This window comes from Lentzea sokolovensis, from assembly GCF_033949975.1.
In the GTDB taxonomy this organism is placed as follows: domain Bacteria; phylum Actinomycetota; class Actinomycetes; order Mycobacteriales; family Pseudonocardiaceae; genus Lentzea; species Lentzea sokolovensis.
Genome location: NZ_JAXAVU010000007.1, coordinates 372316 through 396129 on the forward strand (window position 1 = coordinate 372316; position 23814 = coordinate 396129).

Below are 23814 nucleotides of genomic sequence, written 5' to 3' on the forward strand. Positions count from 1 at the left end.
TTCCAGATTGGACCAGACTTGATGGCCCGTTCCGCAAGGTGGACTCAACACCAATTCACACCGCGGGAGCGATCATGTTGGCTAGTCTTGTCCCGGTCGTCATCGGTGCGGGTCACAGCATCCTCGAGTGCTTACCTGAGTTCACCATCATGCTGCGCTTCTGCGCTGCGACGATCGGATTCGTCATCGCCGTTGATAGCGCTGTCCGTTTCAAGCGGAGCAAGTGAGCGTTCCATAGGGTTGGCATAATCGGCCAAGAGCCGTCACCTACGTCGGTAACACTGGCGTGTGCGGCTCCGGCCCGGCCACCCGTGGCATGGTCGTGGTGGCCTACGACACGCGGGTGAGGTTCGCTCAGACAAGTGCCCAAGGCGCGCGACTCATCTTGCGGTCGTACCGAGCGTGCGGACGGCTGCCATCCCCGCCAACCTAGCGGTGCGGCAGGGTTGTAGAGACGGTGCAGGGTTGACCGTTGACCACTCAACTTGCGTCGCGATAGCCGACGTTGGTCGTGCCATAGCGCGGCGGCGATGCTTTTCTCCAGGATGCCTGTGCCCAGTGTCCGCGGCCAGGTCTGGGTGGCCACCAGCGGAGAAACTCCAGGTCGGCTATGGGAAGAACGAATGGCCGTTGACAGTCCAGCTGCCTGCACGATGAAGCAGGGGCGTAGCACTTTGGTGCTGGACGCGAGCCAGAGCAGTCCTGACGACGTCATGGCCGCGATCGAAGAACTCGGCTACCTCACCGCACCAATAGCTTGACGCCGTGGCCCACCGTCCGTGCCGCCAACTGTCGCCCCGCCCCGCGCCGGCTTCCGGTCAGGTCAACGGGATCACCGCGCGGAACTTCCCGCCGGAGGTCTGCTGCGGGCGCTCGGTGGCACGGGTCACGGTGACGTGGTCGAGTTTGTGGTTGGCAAGCAGCCGGGTGATCTCGGCGTGCACCGTTTGCCAGATGCGTTCGGGGTCGGCGCCGGGGGTGGGTTGCACGCGGATGCTGAGGGCGGTCGGTGTGGTGTGCACGATCTGGAACAGCTCGACTCCGGGGAGGTGTTCGAGGGCCAGGCTGAGGGCCAGGGGCGTGATCGATACGGGTTCGCCGCTGCGTGTGGGGAACGTAAGCAGGTCGGCGGTGCGGCCTTGAACTTGGATCGCGGGCAGTGGGTCGCCGCACGGGCAGGGATCGGGCCGGACCAGGACGGAGTCGCCGAGGTCGTAACGCAGGATCGGCTGGGTTCTGTTGGCGAGGTTGGTGAGCAGTGCGGTGTGGGAGCGTTGACCCGGCGGGACTGGTTGGTGGTCGGCGTCGACCGGTTCGAGGATGGCCCAGTCGTTGTTGACGTGCAGCCAGCCGTGTCGGCAGCTGTAGCTGAGGAAGGGGCATTCGTTCGCGGCGTAGCCCTGGCGGACCTTGGCGTCGAACGCAGCGGAGATCCGGTCGTACTCGCCGATGGCCAAACCTTCGGCGGACAGGACCACCAGTGCCGGGTCGATGTGCAGTCGGCCGGCTTGTTGTTCGGTGGCCAGCAGTGCGCCCATGCTGGCGTACGGGGCGAGGATGGCCGGGCGAAAATCGTTGAGCGCCGCAACCAGTTCGGGCATCGGGGTGTGGACGCCGAAGACTCCGATCCTGTTGCGGCGCAACCGGTTCTTGCGCAGCGCGGCTCCGGCGGTGGCGGACGCGAAGTGGCCGCCGGTGGCGATCACCATGGCGATGCGTCCGCGGCGGGCGACGATGCGCGCCACGTCCTTGGCGGTGAGCCAGGATCCGAGCATGCGTGTGCTCAGCGCGGTGGTGATGGTGAGCGCGTGCCGGTCGGCCAGGAAGATGCCGGGGGTACCGGTGGTTCCTGATGTGGTGGTCACGGTGTAGCGGTCGAGGAACTTCTCGCCGATCAGCGCGGGGTCCTCGACGAACGCCTGCACTGCGGCGAGCGTGACGGAGGGGTCGGTGATCCAGTCGTCGAACCGGGGCATGAGCTCGGTCTTGCTGGTGGCCGGTAGCAGCGTCGGATCGATGATCCGTTCGGGCAGGGTGTCGTAGTGCTCGCGGTAGTAGGGCGAATGAGCGCGCGCGTAGGTGACGATGTCGGCGAGGCGGTCACGTTGCCGCCGGGCGATCGCTTCTGGGCCCTGTTTGTGGGCGGCGCGAATGTCGCGCAGCACTGAGAAACGGCTCTCACTCATCCGCTGTCCTCCCGAGTCGCGGTTGGTTGTTCCGCCGCTTCCTGCCACGTCTCGAAGCCGGAGTACGCGGCCAGCGCGGCCACGACGAGGGCGACCACGGGATCGGCCCACCACCACCCGAGTGCGGCGTTGAGGCCGAGTCCGGCCAGCACGGTGACCGACAGGGCGTTGGACATCCAGGTTTCACTGGACTGGGCGACCAGCACGGGGTTGTCCAGGGCACGGCCGGTGCGCCGCTGGATCACCGCGACCGGCACCATCACGGCGAGCGCGACGATGTTGAGCACGATGCCGACCAGGGACTCGCCTGCCTTGTCCTGGGTGGCCAGATCCCGGATCGACTCGAACGCCACGTACGCGGCAAGGGCGAAGAACGTGACGGCGAGGGCGCGCAGAGCGGGTTGCTGCCGGGCGCGGGCGCCGGCACGCAGCTGCCAGATCACCACGCTGGCCGCGAAAACCTCGATGGCGGAGTCGATGCCGAATCCGATCAGGGCGATCGAGTCCGCCGCGATTCCGGCGGTCACGGCGACGGCGCCTTCGACGACGTCCCAGACCACTATCAGCCATGCGAGTGCCAGCCCGCGTCGAACCAGGTGCTCCTCACTACGCTCCACTTAGGCCCGCCGATCTATCGTCGTAAGTCGAAATTAGTCCAAAGGGCTGATGGGATCGAGCTAGCCTGCGGTTTCCGCAGCGTGTCGTCCCGGTTCACGTGAGTTTGCTGCCCTTGCCGCGCAACAGGTGTGAGGGTCAGGGCAGCTCGGTCTCTTGTGGACCGAGCTGCCCTGGGTGGCCCGTCAGGCGGGCTGGTGCTCTGCGGCGGCTGCGGGTGTGGTGTCGGCGACCATGCGCGGCGGCAGGGCGCGGGCGCGCCCGGCACGCACGCCGTTGCCGATGACGACGATCTCGGCGATCTCGTGCACCAGGACGACGGCGGCCAGCCCGAGAACACCGAAGGCGGCCAGCGGCACCAAGGAGATCACGATCGCGGCGGACAGCCCGATGTTCTGGAACATGATCTGCCGCGACCGGCGGGCGTGCTGCAACACCTGCGGCAAGTGACGCAGATCCTCGCCCATGAGCGCGACGTCGGCGGTCTCGATGGCGACGTCGGTGCCCATGGCGCCCATGGCGATGCCAGCATCGGCTGTGGCGAGCGCGGGGGCGTCGTTGACACCGTCGCCGACCATGGCGACCGGACGCTCACGCCGGAGTTGTTCGATGATGCCTGCCTTGTCCTCGGGGCGGAGGTCGGCGTGCACATCGTCGATGCCGGCCTGCTTGGCAAGTGCAGTGGCTGTGCGGACGTTGTCGCCGGTCAGCATGACGACCCGGTAGCCCCCTGCGTGCAGGGCATCGATGACCTCGCCGGCCTCCGGGCGCAGTTCGTCGCGCACGGCGATCGCGCCGATGAGGCGGTCGTCGTGTTCGACGAGCACGGCCGTGGCGCCCGCGTGCTGCATGCGCTCCACATCCGCGGCCAAGTTGCCGGACTCCAGCCAGCCGGGGCGCCCCAGGCGTGCGGTGCGGCCGTTGACCTGACCGACCAGGCCGGCGCCGGTGACGGCTTCGACGTCGGTGGCGGGGACCGGGTTGTCGACAGCGGCGAGGATGGCGCGGGCGAGCGGGTGTTCGCTGCGGGCTTCCAGCGCCGCGGCGACGGCGAGCACGTCGTCACGGGTGTGGCCGACGGTAGTGGCGACCTCGACCACGGTGGGCTGGTTGCGGGTCAGGGTGCCGGTCTTGTCCAAGGCGACGGCCCGGATGGTTCCGAGGGCCTCCAGGGCGGCGCCGCCTTTGACCAGGGCGCCGTGCTTGCTGGCCGCGCCGATCGCGGCGACCACGGTGACCGGGACGGAGATGGCCAGTGCACACGGGGAGGCGGCGACCAGTACGACCAGGGCGCGTTCGATCCACACCAGGGGGTCGCCGAGAATGCTGCCCACGACGGCGATCAGGGCGCCGAGGATCATGATGCCGGGCACGAGAGGCTTGGCGAGCCGGTCGGCGAGGCGCTGGCTGGCGCCCTTGCGTTCCTGGGCCTGCTCGACGATGCGGACGATCTTGGCCAGCGAGTTGTCCTCGGTGGCGGTGGTGACCTCGATCTCCAGCGCGCCGTTGCCGTTGATGGAGCCGGCGAAGACCTCGTCACCTGGCCCGGCCTCGACCGGCACGGACTCGCCGGTGATGGCGGAGACGTCCAGCGCGGTGCGGCCGGTGCGGATGACGCCGTCGGTGGCGACGCGCTCGCCGGGGCGGACCAGCATGAGGTCGCCGGGGCGCAGGTCAGTGGGGGCGACGGCCTGTTCGACACCGTCGCGCAGCACGGTGGCCTGGTCGGGGACCAGTGACAGCAGCGCGCGTAGCCCGCGGCGCGTCTTGGCCAGCGAGTACTCCTCGAGGCCCTCGCTGATGGAGAACAGGAAGGCCAGCATGGCCGCCTCGCCGACCTCGCCGAGCAGCACCGCGCCGACAGCGGCGATCGTCATCAGTGTGCCGACACCGATCTTGCCCTTGGCCAGCCGTCGCAGCGTGCCCGGCACGAACGTCCAGCCACCGACAAGCAGCGCGAGCGACTGCAGCACCAGCGCGGGGATCCGATAGCCGGCCCAGTCGAAGCTGTAGCCGGCTATCAGGAGCACACCGGCCACCGCGGCGGCTCGCAGCTCGGTGACCTCCCACAGCCGCTCCGGCTCGCGCTCTTCCTCAGCGCCTTCGGCGCTGCGCGGCTCGTCGTCGCAACCACATGCGTCGCTCACGGTGCCACTCCAGTTCTGTCCGTACCACGATCGATTATGCGCGGACGATATCATCGGAATCTGGCGATGAATAGGCCCTGCGTCGTGTCAACCCTCACGCGGTGCGACTGGACGGGCGGCGTCGAGGCGCGTCGAGTGCGGCGTGGACTCGTTCGCGGTCAGGAGGCGCGTTCGGGCGCTGCGGCGGCGACACCGTAATTGGGGCAGAGCACCACGGCGTCTCCGGTGGCGGCGAGGACGGTCTCGGCGGCGCGCAGCAGGGTGTCGATGTCGGGCGTGGTCAGCCGGTAGAACGACTGGCGTCCTTGTGGCCGGTAGTCGACCAGTCCGCAGTCGCGCAGGCACGCGAGATGGCCGGACACGGTGGCCTGGGACAGGCCGATCATGTTCACCAGATCTGCCACCCGCTGTTCGCCCTTGCGCAGCTCGAGCAGGATCGCCAGCCGTTTGGGGTCTCCCAGGCTGCGGAACAGCGCGGCCGCGCGGGTCACCGCGTCGGTCTCCACGTGAGGCGGTGTCATCGGCATACACCTATGATATCGGCCTTTTGGTCTTCTTGGGAGTACGTCGTGATGAGGACGCTCTGGTTCGGGTCACCTCCTGCGCCATCGGCCTGACCGCCGTCTTGGTCGACCGGGTTGCCCATCACGCGGACCGGCGTCATCTCGATGAGAATCGGCCTATGCCTGGACTGCGCGTGGCCCTTGCCCAGATCAACCCGACGGTCGGCGATCTCGTCGGCAACGCCGAACTGATCGTTGAGCGCAGCCATGAGGCGCTGCGGGCGGGTGCGCACGTGGTGGTGTTCCCGGAGATGGTGCTCACCGGCTACCCGGTGGAAGATCTCGCCTTGCGCCTCACGTTCGGCCGTGCGTCCCGCCGGGCGGTCGACGGGCTGGCGAGGCGCCTGGCGTCGGCCGGATGTGGCGAGATGCTGGTCTACGTCGGCTACCTCGATCGCGACGACGCCGGTCCGCGCAATGCGGTAGCGGCGCTGTGGCGCGGAGCGGTGGTCGCCCGGCAGTTCAAGCACCACCTGCCCAACTACAGCGTCTTCGACGAGCACCGCCACTTCCGGCCCGGCGACACGGTCGAGGTGCTGCGGCTGCACGGTGTGGACATCGGGTTGGCGATCTGTCAGGACCTGTGGGAAGACGGCGGCCCGATCACCGCACTCGCCGCGGCCGGCGTCGACCTGGTGGTGTCCCCGAACGCCTCACCCTATGAGCGGTCCAAGGCCGATGCGCGCATGGCGGTGGTTGGCCGACGGGCCACTGAAGCCGGAGCACCGCTGGTGTACACCAACCTCGTCGGCGGACAGGACGACCTGGTATTCGACGGGGGCTCGATCGTCGTCGCTGCCGACGGGTCCGTGGTGGCGCGCGCACCACAGTTCGCCGAGCACTTGCTGGTGGTCGACCACGAGCTGACTCCGGGCGGATACACCGCCGAGGGGAGGTTCGCCGGATTGCGCGTGCGCCGACGGGCGCTGGTCGGTCAGCCCGTCGCAGAACTCGGGCCGATCGTCGAGCCCACAGTCGCAGAGCCGCTGTCCACCGACGGGGAGGTGTGGTCTGCGCTGGTCCTCGGGTTGCGGGACTACGTGCGCAAGAACGGGTTCCGAACCGTGGTCCTCGGACTGTCCGGCGGGATCGACTCGGCGGTGACCGCGGCGATCGCCGCGGACGCTCTCGGCGGGGACGCGGTGTTCGGGGTGGCCATGCCGTCGCGGTACTCCTCCGAACACTCGGTGTCCGACGCCGCCGAGCTGGCCCGTCGGATCGGCTGCGACTTCCGGGTGGAGCCGGTGGCTGACTTGGTGCGCGTGCTCGTCGATCAACTGAAGCTGGCTGGGACCGGCGTGGCTGAGGAGAACATCCAGGCCCGCGTGCGCGGCATGCTGCTCATGGCTTTGTCCAATCTGGACGGACACCTGGTGCTGGCGACCGGGAACAAGACAGAGCTCGCGGTGGGGTACTCGACGATCTACGGCGACGCGGTCGGCGGTTTCGCGCCCATCAAGGACGTGTTCAAGACCCACGTCTGGCAGCTCGCCCGCTGGCGCAACGCCGAGGCGAGCAAGAACGGCCAGGTCCCTCCGATCCCGGAGAACTCGATCAGCAAACCGCCCTCGGCCGAGCTGCGTCCAGGACAGCTGGACAGTGACGCCCTACCCGACTACGCGCTGCTCGACGACATTCTCGACGCCTATGTGGAGAGCGATCGCGGTCAGGCAGACCTGCTCGCCGCAGGGTTCACCCCGGAGATGATCGACCGCGTGGTGCGCATGGTGGACCGGGCCGAGTACAAGCGCCGCCAGTACCCGCCCGGCACCAGGATCACCTTCAAGGCATTCGGGCGGGATCGCCGTTTGCCGATCAGCAACCGATGGAGCGAGACCGGCATGACCTCACCTGGCGCCCCGGCCTGAGTGAGGTGCTCTGCTCTCGCGTCCGGTCCGCACCGCCCACATCACCGCCCGTTGTCGATGTCAATGACATCTGACGATGGGGAGGGGCATGGCTCGAGCGGAGACCTTCCAGGTGCACTCGCCACCACGTCGCCGGCTGCAATGGCACTGGGGGCTGGGCGCCAGGTACGTCCGAAGGTGGTGATCGGTGATGGCCATCGCCGCCGTGTTTCTGTTCGGCATCCTTATGCTGCTCACCTGGACATCACGCCTAGGCCGCCACACGGTCGATTCCTCCGCGTTGAAACCCGCGTCAGACGACACCAACGGCGCCTCTGCCGACGACCTACGCAAGGCGCTGAATAGGATTGATGGCTGGATCTCCCAGCTCGAGATCGGGTTCGCGCATAGCGGGGTCCTGCACGTGTGGAGCACCGTGACTGACCGGTTCGACGCGCTCGAACAGCTGACCAGCACACACGTTCCGACCTCCACGCGTTTCGGTAGCGGGACGATCGAGGCCTGAGAAGACGGCGAGGAAGTCGATTCGGCCCGTCTGAGCGACCAGGCTCAGCAGGACCTCGTGGACGGGCTTGCGGCGAACGGCGCGTTCCGTCGCGCCGTGACCCGTGGCGAACGCATCGATCCCGCTCGCGCCGCTCCAGCGGTGGTTTCCGTCCTGGATAACCCACAGCTGAGCTGGTACGGACGAGGTGTCATCGACGCTGCCGTTCGACGGCTCGTCGAACTCGGCGAACAGGCTGTTCGCGAGCTGCCACCGCGTCTACCCGAACTGGCTGCCGAGCTCGCCCGCGACCCGGAGTTCAAAGCTATCCGCACAGCCGACTCTCGGCACCGCCGCGTCGCCGACTGGATCACCAACCACACCGACGGCCAGCGCGTGGCAAGTGGTGGATGAAGGAGCTGGCCACTCTGCAAAGCAGCCACAGTCAGACCAGCTTCTGCTTTGAGACCTGGGGTGCACACGTCATCGGCGTACCTGCCACAGCCATGTCAGATGGCACAACAAGTCGTCGCGCAACGTGAAGCTGGCCTGCCGGAGCACGACGGGCATCGCTGACTGCCGAGCGAGGCCGAGCGTCCGGGTGGCCGACGAGGTGAAGGCGCTGCTGGAGGGCTACCAGCAAACACGGACTGCCTGACACGACAGCAACATCTGCTCTTGCGCGAACGAAAGGTTCCGATGAAGTGACTGCCACCGAGAGTCCCTCGGAGATTCTGAGGACGCGATGATCGCGAAGGTCAAAGACGCCGGGTACACACTCTGCCCCGCGGTGGAGCGGGCCCTGCGTACCGTCCATCGTCACCTCTTCGTACCTGACGCCACCCTCGAGGAGACATACAAGAACGACATCGTGATCACCAAGAAGGGTCACCGACAACAAGGTTCTGAGCTGCCTGTCGCAGCCATCGATCGTCACGCTCCAACTCGGGCAGCTCGAAATTCAGCCCGGCCATCGAGTGCTTGAGATCGGCGCCGGCACGGGCTACAACGCAGCGCTCCTTGTGCACCTGACCGGACCGCGTGGAGGCGTGACGACGATTGACATGGACTCAGACATCGTCAGCCAGGCCCGCGAGCGGCTCGCCCGTGCCGAAGTCGGCAATGTCGAGGTGGTCCTCGGCGACGGCGCGCTCGGATACCCGGCTGGTGCACCGTTCGACCGCATCGTGGCCACCGTTGGCGTCTACAGCATCCCGGACGCCTGGCTGACGCAGCTGGCGCCACAGGGAATACTGGTGGTGCCTGCACGAATCCGGGCAAGCGTTTCGTGATCAAGCGCGTTCGAGCGCCAAGGCGGCGGAGTCTGGCGGAGTGTGGATCACGCTCAACCAGGAGCACACGATCGACCCCGACGGCCTAGTCGGCGTGCTCGACCGTCCCCGATTCGAGAGGTGGACCGGGGTCGAGTTCGGGCCGATGCAGTCGCTTGAGTGGCTCTACCTGTGGCTGGCGTGCGTGCTGGAGAACAGCCTCTGTTCGATCTCTGTCGAGCAGGTGGCGATCGACGCCGGCCTGGTTGTGCCGATGTTCCGCGCGAGCACGATGGGCGTACCTGGCAAACGTGAGCTGGCGTATCTGACGCAGCGCCCTGCTGCCGGGCACACCAAGAACACCGGCAAGATCATGGAAGTCGGCGTCATCGGCCACAGCGACGCCGGAGCCGACCTGTGCGACCACGTTGCTCAAGAGGTTCGTACGTGGAGCGAGCAGCAACGAGGTCGCATCGTCCACTTCGAAATCCCAGCCACCGGCCCCAGCGGGCACACTCCGGACGGCTGTCATTTCCTACTAGATCGACCACATAATCCCCTCGTGGTCACCTGGCGGTAGACGCGCTATTGCATGGCCCAGCTTGAAGGCTGGGCCAGTTGCGTCAGGACATTCAACCGCGCCTCATGTGCCGTACCGCGCACAACATGATTGATTGCACCCAAGGCGGGCATTGTTAGGCTTTTTCTTGCTGAAGCAAGCGACCCTCGGCACCTCAATGCCGAGGGTCACCTGCGCGAGCTTGGGGCGATACCCCACTATGGGGCGGCCGGATATTCCGTCGCGTAGCGAAGAAGGAACTTGAAGTCCCGACCACTAAGGGGAATCCACACCGTCAGGTCGCCCTTTGAGTCCCGGACAAGTGCCCCACCGTTCTCGCGTAACGCCATTTCGACGCATCCGCCCGAACCGTTATCTGAGTGACTGCTCTTTTTCCATCGGTACAGGTCATCTTCTGTCATGCCCGCACCCGCCCTTCAGGTTGCCTTCACAGGTTCTTGGCCAGTCTATCCAGGAGGTTCCACGAGTCCTCCGGTGACAGTGCCAAGCCGTGCGCAGGGTTGACCATCTGGTCGAACATGGCCTTGTAGCGCTTCAGGTGATCATCACTGTTGAGGTACAGGGCAACCATTTCATGTTCGATGTGAATGAGGTCGACCTTCGGCTCGGGCGGGATGCGCAGAGCGATGCGGAAGCCAGCGACCTGTGCGGCGTAGGCGCCAGCGTTCAACGGCACGATCTGAATCTTCTTCAACGGCATCTCAATTATGCCTTGAAGATGCCGGCACAGCCCTTTCATGGTCGCCGATCCGCCTACCGTGCGATGCAGCATCGCTTCGTCAATGACGACGTGCACCGGCTTGCCTTTGAGGTTCTCGAACCTGACCTGCCGAAGCTCAACGTAGCGATCCAGGTCTTCTGGCGTACTGTCGGGTTGCGCCGCTTTGCGGATGGCTCGAATGAAGTCTGGTGACTGAAACGGCCCAAATGGCTGACCGGTGCCGTGCGCCCACAGCTCCTCGCAGGATCCCTCTACCTGCGCGTAGTCCAAAGTGTCGGCATTTGCGACGTCGCTGTATTCCTCAAGAGGGTTCGCGATGCCAGTTTCCTTGGCCCACTGCACCAGTTCACGAGTCTCCTTCTCGGACACTCCGTAGGCCTGGCACATGACTTCCACGTAGGCAGGGCGGATGGCCTGCCGGCCGGTTTCGATCTTGCTGACCGTCCCCTGCTTGATGCCAAGCCGCTCGGCGATCGCCGCCGAGGTCATCGGCACCTGGTCCCGAAGATCACGGAGCCTCTCGCCCAGGCGCTTCCTGACGAACGGCGTTCGCGGCTGCACCTCTTTGCTCATCCATCCTCCTGGCCGTCCTGGGTGACCAAGTGTGACCGACCCTCGGCAGGTGGGGCGAGGCGGTTCCACCGAACGAAGTATTCCCTCAGGAATAATTCCTCCGGTAGTTTCGACCCTGGTCGACCCAGTCGACGGCTCGCCTCAGTCTTCGCAGGTTCACAGCAGTCAGAGGCGGGTCGGTGGTCCGGGCTGCGGTTCGCAGCTCCACGCGACGGCAGCCCGGACCGCCCAGCTAGGTGACGTTCGCCGAGGGCAGCTCTTTCGCCGTTCCGCCGTCGGACACGTCACGCCACCCGGACAAGCGGGGAACTGCTGGAGGTGCGTGTTGCTGACTGAACTGACGAACGCCTTGAGGCTGGCGATGGCTGTCCTGGTCTCAGTCGGTCTGGCGGCTCTCCTGGTGATGGCGGCAGGTCCCATCCAGAGAGGTGTCGGCGACAACTCTCCACGCCGGGCATGGCATCGACCGTCGCATCCTGCGTCGGTGACGCGGTTCCCGTTCTACTCCGCCGTCCGCACCTGCCCCGACCAGGACCGGGCGGCGCGAGGCGGGGGTGCCGACCGATCTTCGGGGTGTCGGCACCTCCGCGTGCATCAGTTCGCGACTCACGGACGCGGTCGGTTCACGATGACGGACGAGGAGCTTGCCGAGGCTCGGGCGAAGGTCCGTGCGAATGACCGGCGGTGCTGGCTACCGACTGGTGGTGCCCGATGAGCGCGCTGCTGAACACCTCCACGTTGTCCGAGGAGATCGGCAACCTCGGCGCCTTGCGCGCACCTGTACGGAAGCCCCAGCCGGCCGCCAAGATTCGCGCGGCAGGGCACGTCTCAGCCGAGCCGGAGTGGATGAAGACGACGGCCGCGTACTGGCGTGAGCACGACTTCGGACGGGGCGGCCGCCCGGCGCCCGGTACACCGCTAACCGTCTCGATCTCCGGCTACGGTGTCCCGGTCGGCGTCATATGCGGCAGAGTCCTTCCGTACGACGGCCGGTGGATGTCGTCATCGTTCCCGGTCCTGCTGATGCGGCCCGGCTACGAGCCAACCTCGGTGTCGTGGATGCTCTCGGCGACGCCCGCCCGCAACGGCGAGACGCTGCTCATCGCTACCTACGACCTGCTCGGCTGCAATCTCGCCGACGGGTTCGACCTCAGCGGCACTCAGGTCACCGGACGTTTCGACACGGAGACAGTCACCCTACGAGCACGGCGACTGCGGCTCGTGGAAGGCGAAGCATGACGGCCCCCACGCTGATCGCGGTTGATATGGCGCTGGCGACGCAGGACTGGGAGACCCGGGAGCTGGCCTTGGCGAGAGACATCGGCCGCGAGGTAGCCCACGGGTGGCGGAACGGTTCGGTCAGGTCGGCCAGCCACGAGAGGTATCGGCGATGAGCAACCTGGTCCTGTTTGGTGAACTTCGTCGTCGCTTGGACGATCACCTTGAACGTGTGTCGCGCGTTGCGGCCGAAGGTGATGCCGGCTCTGCCCTATCGGTGATGCGACAGGACGTTCCTGGTTTGGTCGCCGCGCTACGCGTGTTCGCCGATGAGCATCGGCCGGACGAGAACGGCCGCTGCCGGAAGTGTCGCAGCGGACCGTTCTGGCGCAAGGTCGCGGCACCGTGCCGGATGCTGCTCAATGTGCACCTTGCTGTCGGGGCGGCGACAGCCACAACGCGGGACCGCACATGTTGGAGCCCTCGGCGGCACAGGTTGCGAACGTCCTCAATGGACTGAAGTAGATCTTCTTTGAATCTTTTACCAGTGCAAGGAAGTCTGACATGCCAAAGAGGCTCTCGACCGCGCGTGGCCGCGAATTTGGTGAGGGTATGCGAAAGGCGATCGCGAACGCTGGCTTGAGCGCACGCGAGGTCGCCGAACTGCTGGACTGGGACGAGGCCAAAGTCTCGAACGTGTTGACCGGCAAGGGTGGCGTCAGCAAGCTCGAAGTCGCGTTGTTGCTGGGTGTGTGCCGGGTCGAGGCCGCTGAGCGCGATCGCCTGCTTGCGTTGTTCCCGGTGAGGCAAATTCAGGGCTGGTGGCAGCAGCATGGAGCGTGCGCACCGATCCGGCCGAGCACTGCGCACGCGCACGTCTCCAAGGCGAAGACGCTGATCTGCTGGCAGCCGCATGTGGTGCCGATCTTCCTACGAACGGACGCCTACATGCGTGAACTGCTGGTCGCGTCCGCCACTGTGCCGGCGGCTGAGCATGAGGAGCGCTTGCGCGCGCAGTCCGAGTTGAGGGCACTGCTCGGCAACCGGCTGGTCTGCACCTTCTTCATCCACGAGTTTGCTCTCCAGCTTCAAGTCGGCGGACCCAAGGCGCATGCCGATCAGATCCATCACCTGATGTTCATGGCGAACTGGAAGAACATCGAGATCCGCATCGTGCCCGCCGAGGCCGGCGCCCACGCGGGCGTCGCCGGTCCGTTCTCGCGCTTGAAGTCCACGAAGTACGAGCCGGTGGTCTGGGTGGAGGCCGAGAACTCCAGCCTCTTCATCGAGAAGAAGGAGTCGATCACAGGCTACGAGGCGGTGGGGCGTGAACTCGACAGGGTGAGCCTGGACAGGCAGAAGTCGATCGAGTTCATCGACCGCCTGCACACGAGGTTGCGAGAACTGGCAGGACAAAGCGAACCAGGTTGTGACGAGGAGACAGAACAATGACCGAGACTGGAGTGCGCCTGTTCGATGTCGCCGCGGTGGAGGCTGTGGCTGCGCAACTCAACGAAGCGACAGAGAGAGGACGGCGGCAGGATCGTCGGCTGAGGCAGGGAGTTCGAGGTGAGGTCGATCAACTGATCCGCTTTGGACCGTCGCGTCTGCCTCTGACGTCGGTAGTCGTGGTTCTGCTTGCGCTCGCGGCGTGCGGAGCCTGGGGCTTCCTGTGGGGTCACAACGGGGAGTTGGGTGGCTGCGGTTCTCTTCGTAGTTCTTCTGACGTTGGGAGTCTTCCTCCTCGACCAGGTGTGGCTGATGCAGAAGCGTGAGGACGCACTGAAGGCCGGCCTCTACGTCGCTGCCACGAACCAAGGCTGAGACCTCTATGCCGAAGGACTTCCGGGCCACAACGCTCGAACGCGCTGTAGGGCGCCAGCTGGCCGGGTGGCGCAACGAGCGCAAGCTCAGCCTCACTGAGGCTGGCCAGCGTGTCGGCTTCAGCAGTGCCAAGCTATCCATGATGGAGAACGCGGTGCAGCCTTCGGCGCCCGTGGACGTCATGGCGCTTGGGTACGTCTACAAGGTGCCCACTCCGGAATGGCAGGCCGTGCTGTTGCGCGCACAGCACGCGGAACGAGTCCGTGCGAGCACGCTCAACAACGCGCTGAACTTCGATCCGGCCGCGGACTTCGCGAACCTCGTGTTCGAGGCGTCAAGGATGTGTGCGTTCACCACCGATCTCGTTCCCGCGGTCCTTCAAACACCCCGATACACAAACGCAGCGATGCAGAACGATGACCCGGTACGCATCGTGCGGCTGGCCATGGTGCGCGAGGCGTGGGCAACACGCCTCAACGGCAAAGATCCACTCGTGGTCCAGGTGGTCTTTCCCGAGTCCGTGCTGAGGCAGGTGATCGGCGGGCCACGAGCGATGAAGGCCCAGCTGCTGCACCTGATGGAGATCAGCGAGCATCCGACGGTGAGCGTCCAGGTCGTGCCGCACAGTGCTGGGGCCTACCCGGCGATGGGCTCGCCCTTCACCTTGCTCGACTTCCCGCACCGCCAACACAACGACGTCGCGTACCTGGAGACGTTCATCAAGGCCGAGTACGTCGAGGACCCGGTGCTGACCGAGCAATGTGCCCAGCGGTTCACGAGCCTGCAGCAGCTCGCCCTCGCCCCTGGCGAATCGCTGGAACTCATCGCCGAAGCCGCAGCTGAGCCGTCGTGCACAGGCGTGCGTTGAGATTCTCCGACCACTGGCTGCTGAACGCCTCGCCACCGTAGTGAACACGTTGACTTGCCGTTGAAGGCAACAACGGATGACTGCACAGATCAGCGACCCGGTGAAAGGCGGAACGAGAGATGAAGATGGTGCCTTCCATGGATGACGCTGGGTCGCCCGCGGAAGTCGCCTGTTCGAGCAGGAATCGGTCTACTCGTTGGGCTGGATGATCATCAGCCGGAACGTCGCCGATGGTGACTCGCGGCCGCACATCTGCAACATGTGCCAGGCCAGGTTGCCGGGGCCGTTGTCGGCCTGCGGAAGTCGCTGCCTGCTGATCCCGAGGACGCCGTCCGGGCTTTCGTCGAGGATCTCCGGCGTACCGACGAGCACCGCCAGGCCGAACGCCAGCACGTCGGCGCGCAGGTCGTCGTCCAGGTCGTCGGTGAGTCCGATCGAGCACTGCAGCTCGCCGTCCTTGTCGGAGCCGACACCGACCAGGGCCGCGAGTCCCACACTGCGCGCCGCGGGCACGTCGAACACCCGGATGCCGGTGCCCATCGCCAGTGCCAGCAGTCTGGCTACCGGGGTCGAGAGCAACGGATCGTTGATGACGGCGTCGCCTTGCCCGCGGGGTCGTCTGTGCGCTCGCACATGATGCGGCAGATCGTATCGCCGAAGTCGCTCCCAGGCGGCCGCGATCGCACCATGCCGACAAAGACGATCAACGAGTCATCGTGGTGACGCGCATATCCGCGCCAAGGCGCGCTCATGGAACTTGCCCCGCCCATGCGGGCAACAGCTGTCCTGGGCCAGCAACACATTCGGGTCGGGAACGTTCTAGACGGCGGAGCGCAGAGATAGCTCATCGGTGCCGTAGGTTCCTGTCGTATCCGCAGAGTGTCCGTAGGCATCTTGGGTGGAACCCCACTGCACGGCGGGTGCGAGGTCCGCCAGCAGTGTTGCAGCCAACGGGGTCAGTTCGTACGTGGTCGACTTCGGGAACCGTGCAGGTTCCTCGTGCCGCACGACGAGCTTCTTTTCCTCCATACTGCGCAGGGTCCGAGTCAGGATGCTGTCGTGCAACCAGCGGTCCGAGTCGGGTTGCCCGATCGCGGTGTTGTGAATGGTCGCCAAGATCTCGGAGAAGTGCTGAGGGCCGTCAGCGAGTGCGCCGAGGATGGCCGGCACCCACTCGCCCTTCAGCAGCTGGAGCAGTTTGTACAGGCCGAACCAGTACGTCGGTTCTTGAGCTGGGGCGACTGTGCGGCAGGTCGTGCACGGCGACGGCCGTTGCAGAGGCACATAGTCGTGCCGAGACGATCCGGGTTTGCTAAGCAGCCCGTCGGGATCGTCGAGTCCGGTATCGAGTGCCGGCGAGGCGATGCGGATCGTGTTGCGTCCTACGCGCTTGGCGCGCCGAAGGGCAGCATCGGCCCCGAGCAGCAGCTTATCGACGTCGGCATCATCCGCACCCGGTGTGTGAACGGCGATGCCAATGGAGGCACTGAATCCGCTGAGGTTCGCCTTGATACCTGTGGCAGCCGTGGGGGCGAGGCTGATCGCGGCGATATCCGCATGAACACGTCGCCCTACGGCGAGAGCGTGTTCGGTGTCTGCGCCAGGCACCAGGACGACGAACTCGTCGCCACCGAAACGCCCCACCAGGTCGGAGTCGCGCACGGCGTCCCGCAGCACATGGGCGGTTGCACGCAGGACGGCGTCACCAGCGGGGTGACCGAACTCGTCGTTGACGGGTTTGAAGTGGTCGAGGTCGATGATGAGCAGCGTGACCGGCCGACCACGGCGTATGGCCTCGTCGAGGGCGTGTGGGGCGTGAACGTCCCAGCCCCACCGATTGAGCAAGCCTGTCAGTCGGTCCCGGTCCCAGCTCCCCTGCGGCTGCCCGCACGATGCGCACTGCCGGGGTGGCGTTTCACACGGTCGTGACGATGTGGCTGTGGCTGTAGTTGGCGCAGTCATCCTGACGGTCCCCCGAACGGCTCTACCCGGCGTCACTCGCCGGAGTTGTACTGGATTGCTGATTCAGGTTTGTCACCCTTCAGGGCGGTTGAAGGCGAGTGTCCGTGACATTAGGCTGATGAGAGCAAGACTTCAACCAGAATGCGCCGATCTGGTGAAGAGTCCTCAATTGGGTACAAGTTCGGGCCGGGGGTGGACGTATGGACGTTCAGGCGTGGCCTTCGTTCGCGGCTGTGCTTGATCAGTTGTGTTCGGCTCAACGAGTCGGCACTGGACGGCCGTACTCCAACGTCGAGCTCGGACAAGCCATCGGCGTCACACATAGCTACATCGCGCACCTGCGAAAAGGGCGCCGCGAGCCCACACTGCAGACCGTCCTCGCCTTGTCTGAACCCTTAGACGTGCACCCGGCCTTCTTCGTCGGAGGCCGCCGCGATCGCACGCCAGATCTGCCCGGCCGTCCGTTCGCAGTCAAGCTCAACCGCCTGTTCTCGCTGGTACACCCGCCAGGCCAGGGGGAAGTCACGTCTGAAGCCGTGGCTGCTGCAGTGCGCCGCAGGGCGGAGGCCTTTGGCGACGACGGTTGGACGATCGCCCCGAACACCATTCGTGACCTGCGCAGCGGCAAGAACCCAAGCCCAAAGCTCAAACACGTGATCGCCCTGGCTGTCGCCTTCGGTGCGGAGCCCGCCTACTTCTTCGACGAGGAGCTGGCTGCCCGTGTGGAGGAGCAGCTGGAGACCCATCAAACGATGGAGCGCCTGGGGGTCAACGAAGTCATCCTGAGGGCGACAGCGACATCCCCTTCGGCCGAGGTGCGGACCAAGGTGGTGCTGGCGCTGGTGCGCGCGTTGCGGCCTGAGATCGAGTCCGAGGAGCTGCGGCGGCTGCTGGAGCAACCCGCTCTCGACCTGTCCGGTGCTCTTGGTGAAGGCGAGCCCGAGGTGATTCGCGATGAAGCGGCCGACTGATGCCTGCGATCTCGTTGTGGCGCAGCAGCAGAGCTGTGGAGGGTGGTGATGCGGTTATGAAAGCTCGGCACCTGCGAGGCCTGCGCGACGAGTTGATCCGCGACTTGGACCTCGCGCCCTCGGCGACGACCGAGACCGTGTGCCTCCGCCTGTGCGAAGTGATGGCCCAGCGCCTGCAGCGAGAGGTCAGACTGCGATTCGACGACCTGGGCGCCGGGGTGAGCGGGCTCTGGGCAGTCACCGACGACGATGTTCACGTCGTTATCGTGACCACCGCCCGCAGCTGGGTGCACCGGCTGCTGATCCTGCTGCACGAGATAGCGCACATGCTCTGCGGCCACCGGCCCATGCAGCTGACCGCAGAGGAAGCTCGCGCGTTGTTCTATCCCGATTTGTCTCCGGACATGCTGCGCATCCTCGCCGGACGCACGACACTCACACGCGCCGAGGAACGTGAAGCCGACCAGGTCGCCGGCGCACTAACGCAAGGACTGATCGACTGGGCCCAGCGCCAGGACACCCCGCCATTCGAGCCTGGCCGCGACGACCTGGCCACCAGGGCTTGGTACACCCTCGGGTACTCCCCGCGAGGTCGCCATGGTTGACGGAATCTTCTTCGTGGCAGCGCTGGGCATCGCAGCGTTGGGGTTGTACAAGTACCAAGCACTGCGCCACGCTCCGGCTGATCGCAAACCGGCGATCCGGCCCGTCTGCGTTTCCTGCCTGTTTGCCGCCCCCGCAGTGCTGCTGGCCGCACCAACGATCGGTGTGAACCTGGACAGAGTGACTGGTGTCCACAGCCTCTCGATCTTGCTGGGGTTCTGCTTTGCCTTGGGGTTTGTGTGCTCGGTACAAACCATGCTCATCTACTGGCTGCATCCGCCGGCGGCGGCGTGGAAGACCTCGCGGTGGTTGGCGCTTACCTACACGAGCGTTGCGACCACGATCATCGTGTTGTTCTTTCTCGGCGACCGTCCTGCCGAGCATCACCTCGACTTCGCTGCCGCATACGCACGAGCGCCCTACCTGGCTCCACTCCTGGTTCTGTACTTCCTGTCCTATGCAATCGGCGTGGCCAACGTTGTTCGCCTGTGCTGGCAGTGGTCTCACCATCCTGAAACCGCCGATCGACCTTGGTTGCGTCGAGGACTGCGCTTGACGGCAGTGGGCATTCTGTTCCCGGTCGCCTATGGCGTCATCAGCTTGGCCGCGGTGATCGGCAGCTGGTTCGGTGCCGAGTTGGGCTTCTGGAGCAGCGAGATCGCGCCGGCGCTCTCCGTCCTTGGCGTGCCTTTGGTGATAGTGGGCAACAGTATCGCCGCTTGGGGGCCCGGCCTATCGTCGGTGTGGGGTCGCGTCACGCACCTCGGTGCCGACCTTCGTGACTACCGTGCGCTCGCTGACCTGTGGCGGGCCCTGCGGAGTGTCGAGCCGGAAATGGTGCACACGCCCGGTTCGCTGGTCGATCGCTTCAGCCTTCGGAGGCGACTGTTCTGGCGTGTCATCGAGATCAACGACTGGCTCCACCAGCTCTCCTCGCCGCGCGATGCCAATCTGGCTGCTGCTGCTCGACAGCAAGCACACCAAGCTGGCCTTGACGCCGCGCAAACCGCGGCCCTGGAGGAAGCCGTCTATCTCAAGACTGCATTGCTGGCCCGAAAGGCTGGTGGTAGCAGCGTAGACCGTCCAAATCAGACTCACGCTGACGACACCGATGACACCGATGACGCCGGACATGCCTTCGCTGGCGAACGTCGACGACTCATTCTCATCGCGCGTGCCTTCACCAGTCCGCTGAGCGACGAGGCCGTTCTGGCTGCATCCCAGACAACTCGGTCCGTGCGCGCACAGCCGCATCCCTAAGCCCTGGCAGCCATTCGGGAAGGACGCTCGCCCATGCCCACCGGAAAGCCGTTGCACGCTGTCGTCCTGGGAGGTGGGCTGGCCGGCACCCTTGCTGCGACTGTGCTGGCCCGTCATGTCGACATGGTCACCATCATCGAGCGCGACCGACTGCCGGATGGACCTGTCCCTCGCGGTGGCACACCACAGGCCCACCACACCCACGTGCTGGTCTCCGGCGGCGCCCGCGCGTTGGACGAGCTGTTGCCTGGCACGACCCGAGAACTGCTCGATCACGGTGCGCAGCACATCGGCGCACCCAACCGCCTTCTCGCGTTGGTCTCGAGCGGATGGTACGAGCGCTTCGAGGAGATGCAGTACCTCATCGCCTGCAGTCGCAGTCTGCTCGACTGGATCGTCCGGCGCCGCGTCCTTTCCGATCCCTGCATCAGCGTCCGCCAGGCCACCGACGCCATCGGATTGCTCGGGGGTCCGAAGCAAGTCACCGGGGTGCGCCTTCGGGATCGGCCGACCGGGCAGACGAGCGAGATCGAAGCCGACTTTGTCGTCGACGCCACCGGCCATGGTTCCGCCGTCATCGAGTGGCTCGCCACGCTCGGGGTTTCAGCACCGGCCGAGGTGCACATCGATCCGCAGGTCTTCTACAGCACCCGCCTGTACAAGGCGCCAGATGCTGCCAGGGATGAATTTCCTGAAATCAACATCATGTCCGACCCGGCCCGCACCGACTACGTCAAAGCCGGGGTACTGGTACCCATCGAAGACGGGCAATGGATCGTCACCCTCGTCGGCACCCGCGACCACCAACCACCCACCGACGAGACGGGGTTCGCTGCATACGCCCGAAGCCTGCGCCATCCCATCATCGCTGACCTCATCGACACGGCCAGGCCGCTCACCTCACCCCGCGGCTTCCGCATCCCAGGCAATCGGCGCCGCCACTTCCACGATCTACCGGACTGGCCGAGCGGATTCGTCGTACTCGGCGACGCCGCCTGCACTTTCAACCCCATCTACGGACACGGCATGGCGATCGCCGCTCGCGGCGCACTCGCCCTCGACGCAGGACTTCAACGGCACGGCATCGACAACGGCGCTCATCGCATCCAACGCGATATCGCCGACGAAGCCGACCTCGCTTGGGAGATGGCCACCCGCCAGGACCTGCGTTACCCGACAACGCTTGGGCCGCGTCCCGGCCCCGTGGCCCGCCTGCAACAACGGTTCCTGGATCGTGTGACTTCGGCAGCAACCGCGCGCCCCGCTGTCACCGCCGCGCAACTGGATGTCTACACCCTCTCGGGACCTCCCAGCCGTCTGCTGACTCCTCGCGTCCTTTTGGGCACCCTGCTAGGCCCGCGACGGCGAGCACGGATCGAACCTCCTCTCACCGCCGACGAACGGCCCACATCCTCGCGACCGAGTTCGTAGCCAGCAGCAGGAACTGCGCTCGATGCATGCTGCTCAGAAGTGAGCAGGGGTTGGCCCGGAATGGGCAGACGCAGGGTGTTACCACCGCGGCGCCACTGTCCTGGCTCGAATAGCTCAGCGTTAACCCAAACGAGTGATCATCCCTCTTGGCTTCTCATACTGACTTCAAAGTCAGCGCCTTACGCACGTTGAAGCACGTAGGGGGTCACGGTGTAGACCTTGGAGACAGCTCCAAGTTCAGATTCCAGAAGCAGGAGGAGGTGTCCCGTGTGGACGTTGACATCGCTGGAAGGCAGTATGTCGATCTTCCTGTTCTGTGGATTGCTCGGCGCAGTCGCAGGGCCTACGGTCTTGATGCTCAGCCAGTCGATAGCGCGCGACAAGCCGCTGTCGTGGGATCTCGTGACGATGATCGGCTGGGTGCCGCTTCTCTCGGCATCAACGTTTCTCAGCGCCACGTTGATCTACGTGATTCGGGTGGTGCCTTCCGCAGCAGTGGCGGTCGTAGCCTGGATGGTGATCTTCGGCTTCCTGCTTGCGTTGATCGATTGGACTTGCCACCAACTACCACACCGCGTCGTCGCGGTACTGCTTGCTGGCGGACTTGTCCAGTTCAGCGTCATTGGAGTCGCGGAGCGCAGCGTTGGACCGCTTGCTCGTGCAGTTGCGGCCGCCGTGGTGGTGTTCGTGGTGTGGTTTGTGATCTACCTTCGGCTTCGTGCGGACCTTGGGTTCGGCGACGTCACACTCGCAGCGACGTTCGCAGCTTTCCTCGGATGGTTCGGATGGCGTTACGTCCTATTCGGACTCACGGCGGGGCTCGTTCTCGCGGCGATCTCGAACCTGGCTCTGCTCGCTTCGAGGCGCATCAAGTCCCGCGACCGCACCGCTCTTGGGCCTGCGCTGATCGTGGGGTCCATCTACACGATTCTTCACGCGTGACGGAGGTGACGTGATGTGTCTGCCGCTCAAGGGCGACAGCCCCGTCATCGCGTACGAAGCACCGCGGGTGCTGCACCGCTCGACCACGATCTTCATGTTGACCGTGCAGGTTGCCCTTGCCGACTACCTCCGCCCGGACATCAGCTTCACGCCGGGCGTGCCGGTCGAGGTGGCCCCCGCGCCCTCGCGGGGCCACCTCGGCACCACTGTTCACGTATCCCGTTTGGAGGCCGCGATGAAAAGGGCTGTACGCCTTCTCATTCTGGGAGGCGTGGTGAGCGCACTGACGGCATGCGATCAACACGCTGCTGACCGTGCGAATGATGGTTCGGCGTCTCGACCGCCGTCGTCATCAACGGGGGTTCCTGTCGACGTCGCTCGAGATCGTGCGGTCTCGGCCTATCGGGAGATGTGGTCTGCCTTCGCCGCGGCGGGGGCGACGTCTGATTGGCAGTCTCCCGCGTTGGGGAAGCATGCAACAGGGATCGCATTGGACAAGCTGACGCGCAGCTTGCGCGCGGATCAGGACAAGGGGCTGGTCACGAAGGGAAGTCCAACCCTCAGCCCTCAAGTGTCCACCGTGGACCCGGCCAGTGATCCGCTGAAAGTGACGATCACCGACTGCGGCGATTCGACAAACGCGCTCAAGTACCGCAAGGACAACGGTCAGCTTGCTGACGATTCGCCCGGCGGCAGGCGACTCATCAATGCCATCGTGGAAAAACAAGCGGACGGGAAGTGGAAGGTAACCGACTTCGGCGTCCACGACCTGGGGACGTGTAAGTGATGAGACGAACTACAACACTGGCGGTGCTGGCAACGGTAGGACTGTGCGCAGGAACAGTGCCGGCACTCGCCGATGACATCTGGGGCGGAACGAACTGCAACCAGTCGCCATCTCCGGTGTGCGACGTCTCGGCAGGTACTCGCCCCGACCACTCGACGAGCCACGGGCACAACAACACCAGCGGCAACGACGCCTCTGGCGACGAAGGTTTCGGCTGCCGCTACGTACCAGTCGACGGCCAGCCGCCGGAGGGTCAGCAGAAGGAGTCTGGCGGTTGGTTCATGGTGCTTTGCTCGCCGGATGGCAAGGATCCTGACTCGCACGGTCCGGTCTGGATCCCCACTGGCGCACAGCGTCCCGCGACGCCATCACCTGAGCAGGTCGCACAGATCGCCCGAAAGCGGTTGCAGATGCCGCGGCCCGCTATCTCGGCGAGTCCGGGCGGAACCCAACTGGTGAACCTCCCGACATGGTTGTGGCTCTCAAACGGATGGACGCCAGTCTCGGCCACCGCCTCCGTACCGGGTGTGTCCGTGACCGCTGTGGCCAAGCCCGTCTCAGTGACCTGGTCCATGGGGGATGGCGGCTCGACCACCTGCAGCACCTCGGGCACTCCTTACACCGCAGATCGCGATCCGAAGAGCACATCGCCTGACTGCGGTTACACCTACCGGAAGTCTTCAGCAGGGCAACCTGCCGACGCATTTTCTGTCACTGCCACGGTGAACTGGACCGTGACGTGGTCCGGTGCAGGACAGGCCGGGACGTTCCCGAACATGACGACCTCAGCCGTAGTGGCCCTGCGAGTGGCCGAAAGCCAGGGGATAGCGGCCGGCTGAACGGCGCTCCTGCTTGACGACGGCGGGCGCACGCAACGAATACCCGGTTGGAAACAAGGCACGTCTGACACCTGAGTCGACGCGTCGCGATGGCGTCATGC

Annotated in this window: 24 protein-coding genes; 16 read left to right on the forward strand and 8 right to left on the reverse strand. The window is 65.4% G+C overall.

Translation table 11 applies throughout. From position 1 onward, the window contains the following. Positions 1-818: 818 nt before the first annotated feature. The 4 genes from SK854_RS14065 to SK854_RS14080 all read right to left on the reverse strand — a co-directional run bounded on the left by SK854_RS14065 (position 819) and on the right by SK854_RS14080 (position 5469). On the reverse strand, positions 819-2186 hold the full coding sequence (locus SK854_RS14065; protein WP_319975516.1) for a phenylacetate--CoA ligase family protein: 1368 nt from the start codon (positions 2184-2186) through the stop codon (positions 819-821). Then, positions 2183-2803: a cation transporter gene (locus SK854_RS14070; RefSeq protein ID WP_319975517.1), complete on the reverse strand. Its 621-nt coding sequence runs from the start codon at positions 2801-2803 to the stop codon at positions 2183-2185. The genes SK854_RS14065 and SK854_RS14070 overlap by 4 nt, the downstream gene beginning before the upstream one ends. Before the next feature lie 183 nt (positions 2804-2986). Continuing rightward, on the reverse strand, positions 2987-4948 hold the full coding sequence (locus SK854_RS14075; RefSeq protein ID WP_319975518.1) for a heavy metal translocating P-type ATPase: 1962 nt from the start codon (positions 4946-4948) through the stop codon (positions 2987-2989). A 158-nt stretch (positions 4949-5106) separates the two neighbouring features. Continuing rightward, positions 5107-5469 (reverse strand): ArsR/SmtB family transcription factor, encoded by a 363-nt coding sequence (locus SK854_RS14080; RefSeq protein WP_319975519.1) that lies wholly within the window; start codon positions 5467-5469, stop codon positions 5107-5109. Between the two features lie 161 nt (positions 5470-5630). Here SK854_RS14080 and SK854_RS14085 point away from each other — a divergent pair, with 161 nt between their 5' ends. The 5 genes from SK854_RS14085 to SK854_RS14105 all read left to right on the forward strand — a co-directional run bounded on the left by SK854_RS14085 (position 5631) and on the right by SK854_RS14105 (position 9714). Next, positions 5631-7379, forward strand: a complete 1749-nt coding sequence (locus SK854_RS14085) for an NAD+ synthase (protein ID WP_319975612.1) — start codon at positions 5631-5633, stop codon at positions 7377-7379. 190 nt (positions 7380-7569) lie between these two features. Beyond that, positions 7570-7884 carry a hypothetical protein gene (locus SK854_RS14090; protein ID WP_319975520.1) on the forward strand — a complete coding sequence of 105 codons (315 nt, stop codon included), beginning with the start codon at positions 7570-7572 and terminating at the stop codon, positions 7882-7884. A 57-nt stretch (positions 7885-7941) separates the two neighbouring features. Then, entirely contained in the window at positions 7942-8277 is a 336-nt protein-coding gene (locus SK854_RS14095) for a hypothetical protein (RefSeq protein ID WP_319975521.1), read from the forward strand. A 545-nt stretch (positions 8278-8822) separates the two neighbouring features. After that, a complete protein-coding gene (locus SK854_RS14100; RefSeq protein WP_319975613.1) occupies positions 8823-9155 on the forward strand; it encodes a protein-L-isoaspartate O-methyltransferase family protein in 333 nt (110 codons plus the stop codon). A 40-nt stretch (positions 9156-9195) separates the two neighbouring features. Then, entirely contained in the window at positions 9196-9714 is a 519-nt protein-coding gene (locus SK854_RS14105; RefSeq protein WP_319975522.1) for a class I SAM-dependent methyltransferase, read from the forward strand. A gap of 197 nt (positions 9715-9911) precedes the next feature. Here the strand turns inward: SK854_RS14105 and SK854_RS48230 are convergent, their stop codons facing one another. Together SK854_RS48230 and SK854_RS14110 are read right to left on the reverse strand one after the other, a co-directional pair. Further along, positions 9912-10115 carry a DUF397 domain-containing protein gene (locus SK854_RS48230; RefSeq protein WP_406601773.1) on the reverse strand — a complete coding sequence of 68 codons (204 nt, stop codon included), beginning with the start codon at positions 10113-10115 and terminating at the stop codon, positions 9912-9914. 26 nt (positions 10116-10141) lie between these two features. After that, positions 10142-11008: a helix-turn-helix domain-containing protein gene (locus SK854_RS14110; protein WP_319975523.1), complete on the reverse strand. Its 867-nt coding sequence runs from the start codon at positions 11006-11008 to the stop codon at positions 10142-10144. Between the two features lie 711 nt (positions 11009-11719). Here SK854_RS14110 and SK854_RS14115 point away from each other — a divergent pair. The 4 genes from SK854_RS14115 (at position 11720) to SK854_RS14130 (ending at position 14918) form a co-directional block, all read left to right on the forward strand. Beyond that, positions 11720-12247 carry a hypothetical protein gene (locus tag SK854_RS14115; protein ID WP_319975524.1) on the forward strand — a complete coding sequence of 176 codons (528 nt, stop codon included), beginning with the start codon at positions 11720-11722 and terminating at the stop codon, positions 12245-12247. Between the two features lie 543 nt (positions 12248-12790). After that, positions 12791-13678: a helix-turn-helix domain-containing protein gene (locus SK854_RS14120; RefSeq protein ID WP_319975525.1), complete on the forward strand. Its 888-nt coding sequence runs from the start codon at positions 12791-12793 to the stop codon at positions 13676-13678. A 243-nt stretch (positions 13679-13921) separates the two neighbouring features. Further along, positions 13922-14050, forward strand: a complete 129-nt coding sequence (locus SK854_RS14125; protein WP_319975526.1) for a hypothetical protein — start codon at positions 13922-13924, stop codon at positions 14048-14050. Between the two features lie 7 nt (positions 14051-14057). After that, the gene (locus SK854_RS14130; RefSeq protein WP_319975527.1) at positions 14058-14918 is read left to right on the forward strand and encodes a helix-turn-helix domain-containing protein; all 861 of its coding nucleotides are present in this window, start codon (positions 14058-14060) and stop codon (positions 14916-14918) included. Positions 14919-15107: 189 nt separating this feature from the next. On the opposite strand, the gene SK854_RS14135 is transcribed toward SK854_RS14130, so the two are convergent. Together SK854_RS14135 and SK854_RS14140 are read right to left on the reverse strand one after the other, a co-directional pair. Further along, positions 15108-15497, reverse strand: a complete 390-nt coding sequence (locus SK854_RS14135; protein WP_319975528.1) for a hypothetical protein — start codon at positions 15495-15497, stop codon at positions 15108-15110. A 240-nt stretch (positions 15498-15737) separates the two neighbouring features. Beyond that, entirely contained in the window at positions 15738-16880 is a 1143-nt protein-coding gene (locus SK854_RS14140; protein WP_319975529.1) for a diguanylate cyclase, read from the reverse strand. Positions 16881-17080: 200 nt separating this feature from the next. Here SK854_RS14140 and SK854_RS14145 point away from each other — a divergent pair, with 200 nt between their 5' ends. From SK854_RS14145 to SK854_RS14175, 7 genes are all read left to right on the forward strand, one after another. Beyond that, on the forward strand, positions 17081-17851 hold the full coding sequence (locus SK854_RS14145) for a helix-turn-helix domain-containing protein (protein WP_319975530.1): 771 nt from the start codon (positions 17081-17083) through the stop codon (positions 17849-17851). A 56-nt stretch (positions 17852-17907) separates the two neighbouring features. Then, a complete protein-coding gene (locus SK854_RS14150; protein ID WP_319975531.1) occupies positions 17908-18456 on the forward strand; it encodes a protein kinase family protein in 549 nt (182 codons plus the stop codon). Next, the gene (locus tag SK854_RS14155; RefSeq protein WP_319975532.1) at positions 18449-19714 is read left to right on the forward strand and encodes an MAB_1171c family putative transporter; all 1266 of its coding nucleotides are present in this window, start codon (positions 18449-18451) and stop codon (positions 19712-19714) included. The genes SK854_RS14150 and SK854_RS14155 overlap by 8 nt, the downstream gene beginning before the upstream one ends. A gap of 33 nt (positions 19715-19747) precedes the next feature. After that, positions 19748-21145 (forward strand): FAD-dependent oxidoreductase, encoded by a 1398-nt coding sequence (locus SK854_RS14160; RefSeq protein WP_319975533.1) that lies wholly within the window; start codon positions 19748-19750, stop codon positions 21143-21145. A 267-nt stretch (positions 21146-21412) separates the two neighbouring features. After that, a complete protein-coding gene (locus SK854_RS14165; protein ID WP_319975534.1) occupies positions 21413-22087 on the forward strand; it encodes a prepilin peptidase in 675 nt (224 codons plus the stop codon). A gap of 13 nt (positions 22088-22100) precedes the next feature. Continuing rightward, positions 22101-22874 carry a hypothetical protein gene (locus tag SK854_RS14170; RefSeq protein WP_319975535.1) on the forward strand — a complete coding sequence of 258 codons (774 nt, stop codon included), beginning with the start codon at positions 22101-22103 and terminating at the stop codon, positions 22872-22874. 56 nt (positions 22875-22930) lie between these two features. Further along, positions 22931-23713, forward strand: a complete 783-nt coding sequence (locus tag SK854_RS14175; protein WP_319975536.1) for a hypothetical protein — start codon at positions 22931-22933, stop codon at positions 23711-23713. The last annotated feature ends 101 nt before the right edge of the window (positions 23714-23814 follow it).